Source organism: Streptomyces sp. C, assembly GCF_000158895.1.
In the GTDB taxonomy this organism is placed as follows: Bacteria; Actinomycetota; Actinomycetes; order Streptomycetales; family Streptomycetaceae; genus Streptomyces; species Streptomyces racemochromogenes.
Genome location: NZ_GG657750.1, coordinates 5550291 through 5565107, shown reverse-complemented (window position 1 = coordinate 5565107; position 14817 = coordinate 5550291). Strand labels below are relative to the sequence as shown.

Annotated in this window: 12 protein-coding genes and 1 pseudogene; 5 read left to right on the top strand and 8 right to left on the bottom strand. The window is 71.6% G+C overall.

The window, feature by feature from the left end:
• Positions 1-356 (top strand): annotated as a pseudogene (locus SSNG_RS25280) (NADP-dependent oxidoreductase); the annotation flags it as partial.
• 118 nt (positions 357-474) lie between these two features.
• A complete protein-coding gene (locus tag SSNG_RS25275) occupies positions 475-2505 on the top strand; it encodes a phospholipase C, phosphocholine-specific (protein ID WP_042801859.1) in 2031 nt (676 codons plus the stop codon).
• Between the two features lie 47 nt (positions 2506-2552).
• Here the strand turns inward: SSNG_RS25275 and SSNG_RS25270 are convergent, their stop codons facing one another.
• Together SSNG_RS25270 and SSNG_RS25265 are read right to left on the bottom strand one after the other, a co-directional pair.
• Positions 2553-3101: a GNAT family N-acetyltransferase gene (locus SSNG_RS25270; RefSeq protein WP_007266750.1), complete on the bottom strand. Its 549-nt coding sequence runs from the start codon at positions 3099-3101 to the stop codon at positions 2553-2555.
• Positions 3098-3811 carry a tyrosine-protein phosphatase gene (locus tag SSNG_RS25265; RefSeq protein WP_042801857.1) on the bottom strand — a complete coding sequence of 238 codons (714 nt, stop codon included), beginning with the start codon at positions 3809-3811 and terminating at the stop codon, positions 3098-3100. The genes SSNG_RS25270 and SSNG_RS25265 overlap by 4 nt, the downstream gene beginning before the upstream one ends.
• Positions 3812-3892: 81 nt before the next feature.
• Here SSNG_RS25265 and SSNG_RS25260 point away from each other — a divergent pair, with 81 nt between their 5' ends.
• Positions 3893-4594 (top strand): nitroreductase family protein, encoded by a 702-nt coding sequence (locus SSNG_RS25260; RefSeq protein ID WP_007266748.1) that lies wholly within the window; start codon positions 3893-3895, stop codon positions 4592-4594.
• A 91-nt stretch (positions 4595-4685) separates the two neighbouring features.
• Here the strand turns inward: SSNG_RS25260 and pruA are convergent, their stop codons facing one another.
• Together pruA and SSNG_RS25250 are read right to left on the bottom strand one after the other, a co-directional pair.
• Positions 4686-6317, bottom strand: a complete 1632-nt coding sequence (pruA, locus tag SSNG_RS25255) for an L-glutamate gamma-semialdehyde dehydrogenase (protein WP_007266747.1) — start codon at positions 6315-6317, stop codon at positions 4686-4688.
• Positions 6318-6347: 30 nt separating this feature from the next.
• Positions 6348-7274 carry a proline dehydrogenase family protein gene (locus SSNG_RS25250; RefSeq protein ID WP_007266746.1) on the bottom strand — a complete coding sequence of 309 codons (927 nt, stop codon included), beginning with the start codon at positions 7272-7274 and terminating at the stop codon, positions 6348-6350.
• Between the two features lie 199 nt (positions 7275-7473).
• Between SSNG_RS25250 and SSNG_RS25245 the strand changes: the two genes are divergently transcribed.
• Positions 7474-8727, top strand: a complete 1254-nt coding sequence (locus SSNG_RS25245; protein ID WP_007266745.1) for a helix-turn-helix domain-containing protein — start codon at positions 7474-7476, stop codon at positions 8725-8727.
• A 195-nt stretch (positions 8728-8922) separates the two neighbouring features.
• On the opposite strand, the gene SSNG_RS25240 is transcribed toward SSNG_RS25245, so the two are convergent.
• The gene (locus SSNG_RS25240; RefSeq protein ID WP_007266744.1) at positions 8923-9531 is read right to left on the bottom strand and encodes a TetR/AcrR family transcriptional regulator; all 609 of its coding nucleotides are present in this window, start codon (positions 9529-9531) and stop codon (positions 8923-8925) included.
• Positions 9532-9634: 103 nt separating this feature from the next.
• Between SSNG_RS25240 and SSNG_RS25235 the strand changes: the two genes are divergently transcribed.
• Positions 9635-11173: an MFS transporter gene (locus tag SSNG_RS25235; RefSeq protein ID WP_007266743.1), complete on the top strand. Its 1539-nt coding sequence runs from the start codon at positions 9635-9637 to the stop codon at positions 11171-11173.
• 87 nt (positions 11174-11260) lie between these two features.
• Here the strand turns inward: SSNG_RS25235 and serA are convergent, their stop codons facing one another.
• The 3 genes from serA to ilvN form a co-directional block, all read right to left on the bottom strand.
• Entirely contained in the window at positions 11261-12850 is a 1590-nt protein-coding gene (gene serA, locus SSNG_RS25230; protein WP_007266742.1) for a phosphoglycerate dehydrogenase, read from the bottom strand.
• Between the two features lie 294 nt (positions 12851-13144).
• The gene (gene ilvC / locus SSNG_RS25225; RefSeq protein ID WP_007266741.1) at positions 13145-14146 is read right to left on the bottom strand and encodes a ketol-acid reductoisomerase; all 1002 of its coding nucleotides are present in this window, start codon (positions 14144-14146) and stop codon (positions 13145-13147) included.
• Between the two features lie 141 nt (positions 14147-14287).
• Entirely contained in the window at positions 14288-14812 is a 525-nt protein-coding gene (ilvN, locus tag SSNG_RS25220) for an acetolactate synthase small subunit (RefSeq protein ID WP_007266740.1), read from the bottom strand.
• Between the last annotated feature and the right edge of the window lie 5 nt (positions 14813-14817).

Here is a 14817-nt window from a genome sequence, read left to right as displayed (position 1 = left end):
TGTACGTGGACAACGTGGGCGGGGACCACCTGGAGGGCGCTATCGACTCCCTGCGCGAGTACGGCCGGATCGCCTGGGTCGGCGCGATCTCGATGTACAACGCGGACCGCGCCCCCGCCGCGCCCCGCAACCTCTTCGAGGTGGTCCACAAGTCGCTGCGCCTGGAAGGCGTATTGGTCCGGAACCACACCAATCTCCAGGACGAGCTGGAGGACTTCCTGGTCCCCCACCTGCGCAGCGGCCGGATCGGCACCGACACCACCGTTGTCCAGGGATTCGACCGCACGGTGGAGGCCTTCCTGGGCATGCTCCACGGCGAGAACACGGGCAAGATGCTCGTGCGGACCGGGAGCTGATTCCGGCCGTCCGGATGTTCACCGTCTTCTTACCGCACGGATGTAGACCTTTGCGGCGGCTGCCGCCACCCTTGCCGTCAATGTGCCAGAGGGGCACTTGAGTTGGAGGCGAGCAGCAGTGACACCCATCAGCCGCAGGGGTTTCGTGGGGATCGGCGCCGGGCTCGTGGCGGGGGCGGCCCTGCCCACCGCCCTGCCGGGGACGGCGGCGGCCGCCGCCGCGACGGGCACGATCACCGACGTAAAGCACGTGGTGGTCCTGATGCAGGAGAACCGCAGCTTCGACCACTACTTCGGCAGGCTGAAGGGCGTACGCGGCTTCGGCGACCGCGCCGCGGGCAACATCCCCGGCGGCTGGGGCACCTTCAACCAGCCGAACTGGGGCGGCCGCCAGTACCCGTGGAAGCTGTCCGCCACCCCCTCGGCCGGCGGTGCCGACGGCCAGACCCTGGCCCAGTGCACCGGTGACCTCCCGCACAGCTGGACCTCCCAGCACGCCGCCTGGAACAACGGGCGGATGGACAACTGGGTCGCCGGTGTCGGCAAGACCCACACCCTCGGCTACCTGGAGCGGGGCGACATCCCCTTCCACTACGGCCTCGCCGACCACTACACGGTCTGCGACGCCTACTTCTGCTCCGCCCTCAGCGCCACCGGCCCCAACCGCACCTTCCTGTGGAGCGGCAAGGTCGACGCGGGCAGCAAGGACGGCGGCGAGGAGTCCGGGCTGACCTGGGAGTCGTACGCGGAAGCCCTCCAGCGGGCCGGGATGACCTGGAAGGTCTACCAGAACGCCCAGGACAACTACGGGGACAACGGTCTGGCCTACTTCAAGAAGTTCACCGACGCCCGGCCCGGCGACCCGCTGTGGGACCGGGGCATGGCCTCCGTCCCCAAGGTCACCGGCTCCACCCCCGACGACATCGCCGCCGCGATCCGCGCGGACGCGGTAGCCGGGACCCTGCCCCAGGTGTCCTGGGTCGTGGCGAACGAGGCCTTCTCCGAGCACCCGTACGCCCCGCCCGGCGACGGCGCGCACTTCGTCGACCTGGTCTACCGCGCGCTCGCCGCCAACCCGGAGGTCTTCGACTCCACCGTCCTCTTCCTGAACTACGACGAGAACGACGGCTTCTTCGACCACGTCCCGCCGCCGGTCGCCCCGCCCGGCACCCCCGACGAGTACATCGACGGCGTCCCGATCGGGCTCGGCTTCCGCGTCCCCATGCTGGTGATGTCCCCGTGGACGCGCGGCGGCTGGGTCAGCTCCGAGGTCTTCGACCACACCTCGGTGCTGCGCTTCATGGAGACGTGGACGACCGCGATCGGCACGCCCGCCCTCTGCCCCAACATCAGCACCTGGCGCCGCAAGGTGACCGGCGACCTGACGGGCGTCTTCGACTTCGCGCACCCGGTGTACGGGGTCCCGGCGGGCCTGCCGTCGACGGCGAAGGTCATCGGCCAGTCCACCTGCGGCCCGCTGCCCAACCCGGTGCCCCAGAACAACGCCCAGCCGGCGCAGGAGCCCGGCACGCGCCCGGCGCGGGCCCTCCCGTACCAGGTGAACGGCAACCTGGACCGCTTCGAGTTCGGGCCGATGGGCAAGATCCTGGCCTGGTTCTCGATGACCAACCAGGGCCCGCAGGCGAAGCGGGCGGCGCACTTCTCGATCCACCCGCACCAGTACCGCGACACGGCCGCCTGGCAGTACACGGTCGACCCGGGCGCCACCTCCACGGACTGGTTCTCCATCGGCCTGGGCGCCGGCTCGGGCAAGTACGACATCTCGATGTACGGACCGAACCGGTTCCTGCGCCGCTTCATCGGCGACGCCACGAAGCCGGGCAAGGACCTGGAGGTCGCGGCGCGCTACGCGGTGGAGTCCGGCACCGGGAAAACGGCCGTCTGGTTCAAGATGACGAACTCCTCCGCCTCCCCGGTCACCTTCACCATCCGCTCCAACGCCTACCGGACGGACGGTCCCTGGACCTACACCGTCCCGGCGAACTCCTCGCGCGAGGACTTCTTCAACGCGGTGGCCTACAGCAAGGGCTGGTACGACTTCACGGTCCTGGCCGACGCCGACGGCACCTGGTCGCGCCGCTACACGGGCCACATCGAGACGGGCGCCGCGAGCGTCTCCGGCTCCTAGCCGGGCTCCGGGCTCCGGGCTCCGGGCTCCGGGCTCCGGGCTCCGGGCTACACCACGTCCCCGTCCCGCCAGTCGAAGTCGAGCCGCCCGGCGGAGGCCGGTACGACCCCGCCGGGCGGTGTCCACACGTAGGTCGAGCCCTCCTCCTCGGGCAGCCGCTCGGGGCCGGCCGGGCCGAGCACGCCGATCTGCCCGGGGTACGGCTTCCACCCCCGGCTCTCGTACAGGGCCGCCCCCTCCTCGGACGCGGACAGGGCGCCCAGTACGTAGGCCCCGGCGATCACGTCCTCCAGCGCGGCCATCACCACCCCGCCGAGCCCGCGCCGGCGCCGGTCGGCGCGGACGGCGACGGCCTCCACGTACCCGGTCCGCAGGGCCCGCCCCTGGTGCAGCACCCGCCGCTGGACGAGGCTGCCGTGCGCGACGAGCACGCCGTCCTCGTACACCAGGGCGTGCATCCCGCCGAGGGCGTGCTCGAAGTCCTCGTCGCCGAAGTCGCCGTCGAAGGCCCCGTCGAGCAGGTCCCGGACGGCGGCGAGGGTGTCCCCGTCCAGCTGGGACGTGTGCGCGAGGCGGGTCCGCGTGTCGTCGCTCATGCCCCCAGTCTGCCGCGCAGCCCCTCCAGTTCGGCGGCCGTCAGCCCGGCCCCGCGCAGGTAGGCGTCCGCATCCAGCCACTCGGCGGTGGACCGGGCCAGGGCGTGCACCGTGGTGCCGAGGCCGGCCGCGTACTCCTCGATCTCGGCGTCGTCGTAGGACCTGCCCCGGGCCGCGTACCGGGCCCGGACCCGCGGCTCGCTCAGCGCGTGGTCGTCGGCTATCTGCTCCGGGCTCGCCCCGGCCAGCCGCAGCAGGACGAGCGCGATGATCCCCGTACGGTCGCGGCCCAGACCGCAGTGGAAGACGACCCCGCCCGGCGGGGCGCCGGCGACGGCGCGGGCCACGGAGGCCACGCGGTCGGGGAAGCGCTCCAGGAAAGGCCGGAAATACGCGGGGGTGCCGAAGCCGGGAGTGCCCCACCACACGTCCCAGAAGTCCCGGTGCTCGATGCCGTCGAGCGGGATCCGCAGGGTGGTCAGCCGGGCCGGACGCGGGGCGTGGTCCACCTCGGCCTCCCCGTCGTTGCGCAGGTCGATGACGGTCCGCACCCCGTGACCGCACAGAGTGGTCCAGCCCCGGGCGGTGAGCCCGTCGAGGCTGTCCGCCCGTATCAGCGCCCCGGGCCGCAGCGCTCCCAGACCGCCGAGGTCGCGGGCGTTGAAACAGCCTTCCCAGTCCACGAATCGACCGACGTTCGACACGGTCATAGCCCCCCTGTCAGTACACAACGGACATTGGTTCATGACGTTCGGCTGGCCTCGGGAGTTCCCTCGCTGGAAGATCTGCGCATGTCGCCTGAGACCCAGCAGTGGACCCCCACCCATGGCCAGCCCTACCGGCCCGTCGCCTACCGTCCCGCGCGCATGCCCGGCCCCGAATCCCTCGCGCGGGCGGCCGAGTTGCGGGCCCGGATGGACGAACGGCGGACCGTGCGCCGCTTCTCCCCCGACCCCGTCCCGGAGCAGGCCGTCCGCGACGCCATCGCCTGCGCGGCCACCGCCCCCTCCGGCGCGCACCAGCAGCCGTGGACGTTCGTCCTGGTCAAGGACCCGGCCGTCCGGCAGCAGATCCGCGCCGCCGCCGAGCAGGAGGAGCAGATCTCCTACGACGGCCGCCTCGGCGACGAGTGGCTCGCCGCGCTGCGCCCGATCGGCACGGACGCCGTGAAGACCCACCTCACCGACGCGCCGGCGCTGATCGTGGTCTTCCAGCAGCGCTACTGGCTCGGCCCGAACGGCACGAAGCGCAAGCACTACTACGTGGACGAGTCGGTCGGCATAGCGGTCGGCATGCTCCTGTCGGCCCTCCACCTGTCCGGCCTGGCCGCACTCGTCCACACCCCGAGCCCGATGCGCTTCCTGGCGCACGTGCTGAACCGCCCGGAGAACGAGAAGGCCTTCGCGGTCATCCCGGTGGGCTACCCGGCCGACGACTGCGAGGTCCCGGACCTGGTCCGCAAGTCCCTGGACCAGGTCCTCGTGGAGGTCTGACGCCGGGAGGCCTCCCGCCCCCGGAAACGGGGACCGCCCCCGCTCCGGACTTGGGGGTACCGGAGCGGGGGCGGGGTTCAGCCGAGGCGGGTCAGCCCATGTGGGGGTAGCCGTACTCGGTCGGCGGGACCAGGGTCTCCTTGATGGAGCGGGTCGAGGTCCAGCGCAGCAGGTTGGACGCCGCGCCCGCCTTGTCGTTGGTGCCGGAGGCGCGGCCGCCGCCGAAGGGCTGCTGGCCGACGACGGCGCCGGTCGACTTGTCGTTGATGTAGAAGTTGCCCGCCGCGAAGCGGAGCTTCTCCATCGTGTCGGCGGCCGCGTAGCGGTCCTGGGCGATGACGGAGCCGGTCAGGGCGTAGGCCGAGACGTTCTCCATCTGCGCGAGCATCTCGTCGTACTTGTCGTCCTCGTACACGTGGATCGCGAGGATCGGGCCGAAGTACTCGGTCGTGAAGACCTCGTTCTCCGGGTCGGTGCACTCGATGACGGTCGGGCGGACGAAGTAGCCCTCCGAGTCGTCGTACGTGCCGCCGGCGACGATCGTGCAGGTCGGGTCGGCCTTCGCGCGGTCGATCGCGGCCTTGTTCTTCGCGAAGGAGCGCTCGTCGATGACCGCGCCGATGAAGTTGGTCAGGTCGCGGACGTCACCCATGGCGATGCCGTCGACCTCGGCGGCGAACTGCTCCTTGAAGCCGTCGTTCCAGATGGAGGCCGGGACGTAGGCGCGGGAGGAGGCCGAGCACTTCTGGCCCTGGAACTCGAAGGAGCCCCGGGTCAGGGCGGTCTTCAGGATCGCGCGGTCCGCGGAGGGGTGCGCGACGACGAAGTCCTTGCCGCCCGTCTCGCCGACCAGGCGCGGGTAGGAGCGGTAGTTCTCGATGTTGTTGCCGACCGTCTTCCACAGGTACTGGAAGGTCTTGGTCGAGCCGGTGAAGTGGATGCCGGCCAGCTCGGGGTGGTTCAGGGCCACCTCGGAGACCGCGATGCCGTCACCGGTGACGAGGTTGATGACGCCCTTGGGCAGGCCGGCCGCCTCCAGGAGCTCCATGAGGAGGACCGCGGAGTGGGTCTGCGTCGGGGACGGCTTCCACACGACCACGTTGCCCATCAGCGCGGGGGCGGTCGGCAGGTTGCCGGCGATGGCCGTGAAGTTGAACGGCGTGATCGCGTAGACGAAGCCCTCCAGCGGGCGGTGGTCGCTGCGGTTCCACACGCCGGCGCTGTTCGCGGCGGGCTGCTCGGCCAGGATGTGGCGGGCGAAGTGGACGTTGAAGCGCCAGAAGTCGACGAGCTCGCAGGGGGTGTCGATCTCGGCCTGCTGCGCGGTCTTGGACTGGCCCAGCATGGTGGAGGCGGCCAGCTTCTCGCGCCACGGGCCGGCCAGCAGCTCGGCGGCGCGCAGGATGATCGCGGCGCGGTCGTCGAAGGACATGGCGCGCCAGGCCGGAGCGGCGGCCAGCGCGGCGTCCACGGCCTCCTGGGCGTCGGCCTGGGTGGCGTTGGCGTACGTTCCGATGACCGACTTGTGGTCGTGGGGCTGGACGACGTCGAAACGCTCGCCGCCGCCCATCCGCTTGACGCCGTTGATCGTCATCGGGAGGTCGATCGGGTTCTCGGACAGCTGCTTCAGCTGGATTTCGAGGCGCGCGCGCTCGGCACTGCCGGGGGCGTACGAGTGGACCGGCTCGTTGACCGGCGCGGGGACCTGGGTCACAGCATCCATGGGGCGATAACTCCTTGACCTGGTTCTTGGCTAGTTCTTGGTGATCATCGAGCGGAGGAAGAAGAGCAGGTTGGCCGGCTTCTCCGCGAGACGGCGCATGAAGTAGCCGTACCAGTCGGTGCCATAGGCCGTGTAGACCCGCATGCGGTGCCCCTCGGCGGCCAGCCGCAGGTGCTCCTCGCTGCGGATGCCGTAGAGCATCTGGAACTCGTACTCGTCCAGCTTGCGCCCTGCCTGGCGGCCGAGCTCCTGCGCGATGGCGATCAGGCGCGGGTCGTGGGACCCGATCATCGGGTAGCCCTCGCCCTCCATCAGGATCTTCATGATCCGGACGTAGGCCCTGTCGATCTCCGCCTTGTCCTGGTAGGCGACCTCGGCGGGCTCCTTGTAGGCGCCCTTCACGATCCGGACGCGGCTGCCGGCGGCGGCCAGGCGGCGGGCGTCGGCCTCGGTGCGGAAGAGGTACGCCTGGATCACGCAGCCGGTCTGCGGGAAGTCCCGGCGCAGCTCCTCGTGGATGGCGAACATCGAGTCGAGGGTGGTGTGGTCCTCGGCGTCCAGCGTCACGGTGGTGCCGATGGCCGCGGCGGCCTCGACGACCGGGCGGACGTTGGCGAGGGCCAGCTCGTGGCCGCCCTCCAGGGCCTGGCCGAACATGGAGAGCTTGACCGACATCTCGACGGTCTCGCCCAGCTCCAGCTCCTTGAGGCGCTCGACGAGCTCCAGGTAGGCGTCCCGGGCCGCGTAGGACTGCTCCACGGCGGTGATGTCCTCGCCCACGACATCGAGGGTGACCTCAAGGCCCTTGCGGGTGAGCTCCTGGACGATCGGGATGACCTGGTCGACCGTCTCGCCGGGGATGAACCGGTTGACCACCGGCTTGGTCACCGGGGCGGCAGAGACGATTCGGCGCATCTTGTCGCTGCGCGAAGCGGCGAGGATCGCGGGACCCAGCACGGGGCACCTCCAACGGGTGGCAGAAGCGGACGAACGGACGCCGCAGGGGTGGGCCGCGACCGTAAGGAAAACGCAAGTAAAACCACCGTGAAACCTAAGGATCTCCACGATCCTCTGCCATCGACAGCTGTCACGCATCCGTGGCCCGGATCTCATACATCTGTCTGAAGGGCCCGTCGCGGGGTGGGAGAATGTCCGCGTGAAGGGCGATTACCAGGACCTGGTGGACGAGATCTCGGCGCTGCTCGGCGCCCCGGCGACGCTGGAGAACCGGGACTTCCGCCTCATCGCCTTCGGTGCGCACGACAGCGAGGACGACCTCGTGATGGACCCGGTGCGCACCCGCTCGATCCTGACCCGGCAGTCGACGGCGGCCGTCCGCTCCTGGTTCGAGGGCTTCGGCATCGCCCGCGCCACGGGCCCGGTGCGGATCCCGGCGGCCCCGGACGCGGGGGTCTTCCGGGGGCGGATCTGCCTGCCGGTCCGGTACCGGGGCATCGTCCAGGGCTACGTGTGGCTCCTCGACCAGGACCCCGGCCCGGAGCCGGCCGCCCTGGAGGCCGCCATGGAGGTGGCCCAGCGGATCGGGGTGCTGCTCGCCGAGGAGGCCAAGGCGGGCGCCGACCTGTCGCGGGAGTTCCTGGCGGTCCTCACCGCCGGCCGGGGCTGGCAGCAGGACATGGCGGTGGCCGCGCTGCGGGTGGCGCTGGGGCCGGGGGCCGAGGGGCCGCACGCCGCCGTGTGCGTGGCCCCGTGGTCCGGGGAGGCTCCGGGGTCGGTGCCGGGGGCGGCGGCGGTGTGCGTGGTCCCGGCGGGGTACTCCGGCCCGAACGGCCCGGACCCCGGAGCCGGTGCCGGCCCCGGCTCCGGCTCCGGGACGGGCGTGCTCGCGGTGCTGGTCCGGCTGCGGTCCGGGGACGCGCTGGCTCCGGCCCTGGCGGCGGTGGGGCGGCTGTTGCCGCGCGCGGCGGCGCCGGGGGGCGGGGCCGCCTCCGTGGCCGCCGGCGGCGCCCGTGGTCCCGCCCGGGCGGGCCACTCCGTCACCGCCGGGCTCTCCGACCCGGTTCGGGCGCTCACGGAGCTGCCCGCCGCCTGGGCGCAGGCCACCGCGGCCGCCCGGGCGGCCGCGGCGCAGCCGGGGCTCGGGCCGGTGGCCCAGTGGGCCGGGATCGGGCCGTACCGGATGCTGGCCGCGCTGGGCGCAGGCCCGGCGGACGATCCCGCGACGCGGGCCCTGCTGGGCCCGGCCCACCGGGAACTGGCCCGCACGGCGGAGGTGTTCCTCGACTGCGCGGGGCAGGCGGGGCGCGCGGCCGCGGAACTGGGCATCCACCGCCAGACCCTGTACTACCGGCTGGGCCGGGTGGAGCAGCTGACGGGCCTCGACCTGGACCTCGGCGAGGACCGCCTCCTCCTCCACATGGCCCTCAAGGCCGCCCGCCTGCGCGCCTGACCACCCGCGGCCCCGCCAGCCCGGGGCGCTGCGGCCCCGGACCGGAGTCGCCGAGGGGCCGCGAGCCCGCCGGCCGGAGGCCCCGCGTGGTCGCGGAGCCGGGTCACTGCGGGGCCACAGGGGCCGGGCTGCTGCGCGGTGGCGCGGCCCGGGCGCTGCCGGCCCGCCGGGCCGGCGCCCCCCGGCCCCGCGCCGCTATTCCGCCGCCTGACCGGCGGAGCCACCCCGCAGCGACGCCGTGAGACCTTCCGCGAGGCGGCGCAGCCCCTCGGTGAACTCCTCCGCGGAGGAGGTGGTTCCGGGGTCGAGCAGCCACTGGATCATCAGCCCGTTGAGCAGCGCCTGGACCACCGAGCCGAGGGTGCGCTCGTCGTGTTCGGTGAGCTCCTCCTCCGGGGTACCGGTGAGGAGCGAGATCAGGCCCCGGCGGCCCTCGGCCTGGGAGGCGGCGAGCATCCCGCGCAGCTGCGGCAGCCGTTCGCCGCTCAGCGCGACCTCCATGCTGGCCGCCCAGACGGGGGCCGAGGCGTCGTGCTGCGCGAGGACGCCGTCCCAGATGGCGCGCAGGCGCTCCAGGGAGCCGTCCTCACCGGGCAGCCCGCCGCGGAAGGCCGTCTCGCCCCACTCCTGCATCAGGGCGATGAACGCCTGGGTGAGCAGGGCGTCCTTGGAGCCGTAGTGGTAGCCGATGGACGCCAGGTTCGTACCGGAGGCACCGACGACGTCGCGCGCGGTGGTGCGTACGAACCCCTTCTCGACCAGGCACTTCTTGGCGCCTTCGAGCAGATCCTCTTTGTGTCCCATGACCGCCACCGTAGCAAGACGGCCGTCCTAGACGAAGGTCCCACACGAATTTTCCATACATCCGTCATAGACAGCCGTTCCATACGCTTGTACAGTCCTGCTCATGACGAACCCCGCCGCCACGGCACCCCTCGCCGGCCGCCGCGAATGGACCGCCTTCACGGTCCTGCTGCTGCCCCTGCTCCTGGTCTCGATGGACGTCTCCGTCCTCTACTTCGCAGTCCCGGCCATCACCCGGGAGCTCGACCCGAGCGCCACCCAGCAGCTCTGGATCTTCGACAGCTACGCCTTCGCCCTCTCCGGCCTGCTGATCACGATGGGCTCGCTCGGCGACCGGATCGGCCGACGCCGGCTGCTGCTGATCGGCGCCACCGCCTTCGGCCTCGCCTCGGTCGCCGCCGCCTTCGCCACCAGCGCCGGGATGCTCATCGCGGCCCGGGCCCTGCTCGGCGTCGGCGGCGCCACCCTGATGCCCTCCACGCTGGCCCTGGTCCGCAACCTCTTCCAGGACGCCGGGCAGCGCGGCAAGGCCATCGGGATCTGGTCCGGTGCCATGACCGGCGGGATCGCCCTCGGGTCCGTGCTCAGCGGGGTCATGCTGAAGCACTTCCACTGGGGCTCCGTCTTCCTCGTCAACGTGCCCGCGATGCTGCTCCTGCTGGTCCTGGTCCCGGTCCTGGTACCGGAGTTCAAGGACCCGGCCCCCGGCCGCTTCGACCTGGTGAGCGTGCCGCTGTCCATGGCCGCCGTGCTGCCGGTGGTCTACGGGCTGAAGGAGATCGCCGCCGAGGGCTTCGAACCGCTGTACGCCGCCTGCCTGCTGGTCGGCCTGGCCTTCGGGTACGCCTTCGTCCGCCGCCAGCGAGGCCGCGAGGACGCGATGGTGGGCCGGGCGCTGTTCCGGGACCGCCGCTTCGGGGCGGGCATCGGCCTCAACTCCGTCGCCGCCTTCGCGATGATGGGCTCCGCCTACTTCACCACGCAGTACCTGCAGTCCGTGCTCGGGATGGGCACCCTGGAGGCCGCCCTGTGGAGCCTGGCGCCCTCGCTCCTCATCGGCGCCGCCGCCCCCGTCTCGGCGGCCCTGGCGGCTCGGACGGACCGGTCCAAGGTCATCGCCGGCTCCTTCGCCGTCGCCGCCGCCGGGTTCGGGCTGATCTCCCTCGTGGGCACCGACTCCCTGTGGCTGCTGCTGGCCGGCGCCGGGGTGCTCGCCTCCGGCATCGTCAGCGTGATGGCCGTGGTCTCCGACATGGCCCTGGCCACGACCCCGGCCGAGAAGGCCGGTTCCGCCGCCTCGTTGCTGGAGACGGGGCAGGAGTTCGGCGGGGCCCTCGGGATGGCGCTGCTGGGCAGCCTCGGCACCGCCGTCTACCGCGCCGACCTGGCGGGGGAGCCCTCCGCCGTACGGGAGACCCTGGGCGGCGCCGTCGCCGCCGCCGGGCAGGCCGGGGGCGGGGCCGGCGGGCAGCTGCTTCCTTGGCCCGGGAGGCCTTCGTACACGGGATGCAGTGGCCCCCGGGGCGGTGCGGTGCTGCTCCTCGCGGCGGCGGCGCTCGCGCCGGCCCTGGCCCGGGGCGGGACGAGCCCGGCTCCCGCCGGGGCGGAGGGGGCCCCGGCCGAACCGGTACCGGCGCGCTGAGCCTCGTACGGCATCGAGCAGGGGGTACGGGGTCATGCGAGAGGGCCCGGGGTCGCGACCCCGGGCCCTCTCGGCTGTGCGCGACGGTCAGCCGAGGTTGACCGTACGGGCCGAAGCGGCGCCGATCTCCTCGGAGATGGCCGCCAGGACGTCCACCGGGACCTCCGCGTCGACCGTGAGGACGACGAGCGCCTCGCCGCCCTCCTCGGCACGGGCGACCTGCATGCCCGCGATGTTCAGGCCGGCTTCGCCGAGCAGCTGGCCGACCTTGCCGACCACGCCCGGGCGGTCGGTGTAGCGCAGCACGATCATGTGGTCGGCCAGGGCCAGGTCCACGTCGTACTCGCCCACGCCCACGATCTTCTGGAGGTGCTTCGGGCCCGCCAGGGTGCCGGAGACCGACACCTCCTGACCGTCCGACAGGGTGCCGCGGACGGTCACCACGTTGCGGTGGTCCGGGGACTCCGAGCTGGTGGTCAGGCGGACCTCGACGCCGCGCTCCTGCGCGAACAGCGGGGCGTTGACGTAGGAGACCGTCTCGTCGACGACGTCCTCGAAGACGCCCTTGAGGGCGGAGAGCTCCAGCACCTTGACGTCGTGCTGGGTGATCTCGCCGCAGACCTCGACGTCGAGGCGGACCGCGACCTCGCCTGCGAGGGCGGTGAAGATGCGGCCGAGCTTCTCGGCGAGCGGCAGACCGGGGCGCACGTCCTCGGCGATGACGCCGCCCTGGACGTTGACCGCGTCCGGCACGAGCTCGCCGGCGAGGGCGAGGCGCACCGACTTGGCGACCGCGATGCCGGCCTTCTCCTGGGCCTCGTCCGTGGACGCGCCGAGGTGCGGGGTGCAGACGACCTGGTCGAGCTCGAAGAGCGGGGAGTCCGTGCAGGGCTCCTTCGCGTACACGTCCAGGCCGGCGCCGGCGACGCGGCCCTCCTTGATGGCCGAGTACAGCGCGGCCTCGTCCACGATGCCGCCGCGCGCGGCGTTGACGATGCGGACGGACGGCTTGACCTTGTGCAGGGCCTCGTCCCCGATGAGACCGAGGGTCTCGGGGGTCTTGGGGAGGTGCACGGTGATGAAGTCGGCGACCTCCAGCAGCTCGTCCAGCGTCAGCATCTTGACGCCCATCTGGGCGGCGCGCGCCGGCTGCACGTAGGGGTCGTAGGCGACGATCTTCATGCCGAAGGCCGACATGCGCTGGGCGACCAGGACGCCGATGCGGCCGAGGCCGACGACGCCGAGGGTCTTCTCGCTGAGCTCGACGCCCGTGTACTTGTTCCGCTTCCACTCGCCGTTCTTGAGGGCGGTGTTGGCCTGCGGGATGTTGCGGGCGGTGGCGACGAGCAGGCCGCAGGCGAGCTCGGCGGCGGTGACGATGTTGGAGGTCGGGGCGTTCACGACCATGACGCCGGCCTTGGTGGCGGCGGAGACGTCGACGTTGTCGAGGCCGACACCGGCGCGGGCGACGACCTTCAGCTTCCTGGCGGCGGCGATGGCCTCGGCGTCCACCTTGGTGGCGGAGCGGACGAGGATCGCGTCCACGTCGACGATCGCGGGGAGCAGCTCGGCGCGGTCGGCGCCGTTGACGTGCCGGATCTCGAAGTCCGGACCGAGCGCGTCCACCGTGGCGGGCGACAGCTCTTCGGCGATGAGTACGACAGGTTTCGAGCTCACGTGGGTCCTCACAAGTCCAGTGCGGACGGCCGTCCCGACGGCCGCAGGCGGTGGAGGGGGTAGCCGCGTGGAAGACGCACGACACTGTGGGCCTGACGCGTTGTGTTGAGCAGTGTAGTGGCGGATCGGGTGCGGATTTCCGCCTGTACGGAAGGATCACCCGTCCGGGATTGGCCGGGGTGGACAATCCGTTCCATCCGACGGCTACATTCCGGTGATCTCCGGCCGGCGCCGGAGGCGAGCGGGTGCGCGGCGGGGCCGGGACTGACCGTCCCGGCCCCGCCGTTCACGAGATCAGCTCTCGTCGCTGTCGACCCAGCTCATCAGCTTGCGCAGCTTCTTGCCGGTGGTCTCCAGCAGGTGCTCCGAGTCGGCCTTCTTGTACTCGTTGTACTTCGGCAGACCGGCCTTGTACTCGGCCATCCACTCCTCGGCGAACTTGCCGCTCTGGATCTCCTCCAGGACCTTCTTCATCTCGGCCTTGGTGGCGTCGGTGATGACGCGCGGGCCGGTGATGTAGTCGCCCCACTCGGCGGTCTCGGAGACCGACCAGCGCATCTTCTCCAGGCCGCCCTCGTACATGAGGTCGACGATGAGCTTCAGCTCGTGCAGGCACTCGAAGTAGGCGATCTCCGGCTGGTAGCCGGCCTCGGTCAGGGTCTCGAAACCGGCCTTGACCAGGGCGGAGGCGCCACCGCAGAGGACGGCCTGCTCACCGAACAGGTCGGTCTCGGTCTCCTCGGTGAAGGTGGTCTTGATGACGCCGGCGCGGGTGCCGCCGATGCCGGCCGCGTACGACAGGGCGAGGGCGAAGGCGCTGCCCGAGTAGTCCTGCTCGACGGCGGCGATGCACGGAACGCCGCGGCCCTCCTCGTACTGACGGCGGACCAGGTGGCCCGGGCCCTTCGGGGCGACCAGGGCGACGTCCACGTTGGCCGGGGGCTTGATGAAGCCGTAGCGGACGTTGAAGCCGTGGCCGAAGAAGAGCGCGTCGCCCTCCTTCAGGTGGTCCTTGATGGACGCCTCGTAGATCTCGGCCTGGAGCGGGTCCGGGGTGAGGATCATGATGACGTTCGCCCACTCGGCGGCCTCGGCGACCGGGAGGACCTTCAGGCCCTGCTCCTCGGCCTTGGCCTTGGAGCTGGAGCCCTCCTTGAGGCCGACGACGACGTCGACGCCGGAGTCACGGAGCGACAGCGCGTGGGCGTGGCCCTGGCTGCCGTAACCGATGACAGCGACCTTGCGGCCCTGGATGATGGACAGGTCGGCGTCGTTCTCGTAGAACAGCTCGGCCACTGGGATATCTCCTTGGTGCGCTGGTGTTGCTCCCACCGTACGGCGGGGAACGGAATAAGAGTTTCTCGGTCTCGCTATGCGGGCCGGCGTGTCAGCCGCCAGGTCTTGGACCTGGCGCGGCTGGTCCGGACGCCGCGGGGCTCAGGCGCTGCGTTCGAGGGAGCGCAGGCTGCGGTCCGTGATGGACCGGCCGCCACGCCCTATGGCGATGGTGCCGGACTGCACGAGTTCCTTGATGCCGAAGGGCTCCAGCATCTTGAGCATCGCGCCGAGCTTGTCGGCGCCGCCGGTGGCCTCGATCGTGACGGCCTCCGGGGAGACGTCGACGGTCTTGGCGCGGAACAGCTGGACGATCTCGACGATCTGCGAGCGGGTCTCGTTGTCGGCGCGGACCTTCACCAGGACGAGTTCGCGCTCGATGGCGTTGGACGGCTCCAGCTCGACGATCTTGAGCACGTTGACCAGCTTGTTGAGCTGCTTGGTCACCTGCTCCAGCGGGAGGTCCTCGACGTTCACGACGATGGTGATGCGGGAGATGTCGGGGTGCTCGGTGACGCCGACCGCGAGGGAGTCGATGTTGAACCCGCGGCGGGAGAACAGCGCGGCGATCCGGGCGAGGATGCCGGGCGTGTTCTCGACCAGGACGGAGAGCGTGTGCTTGGACATGTGAG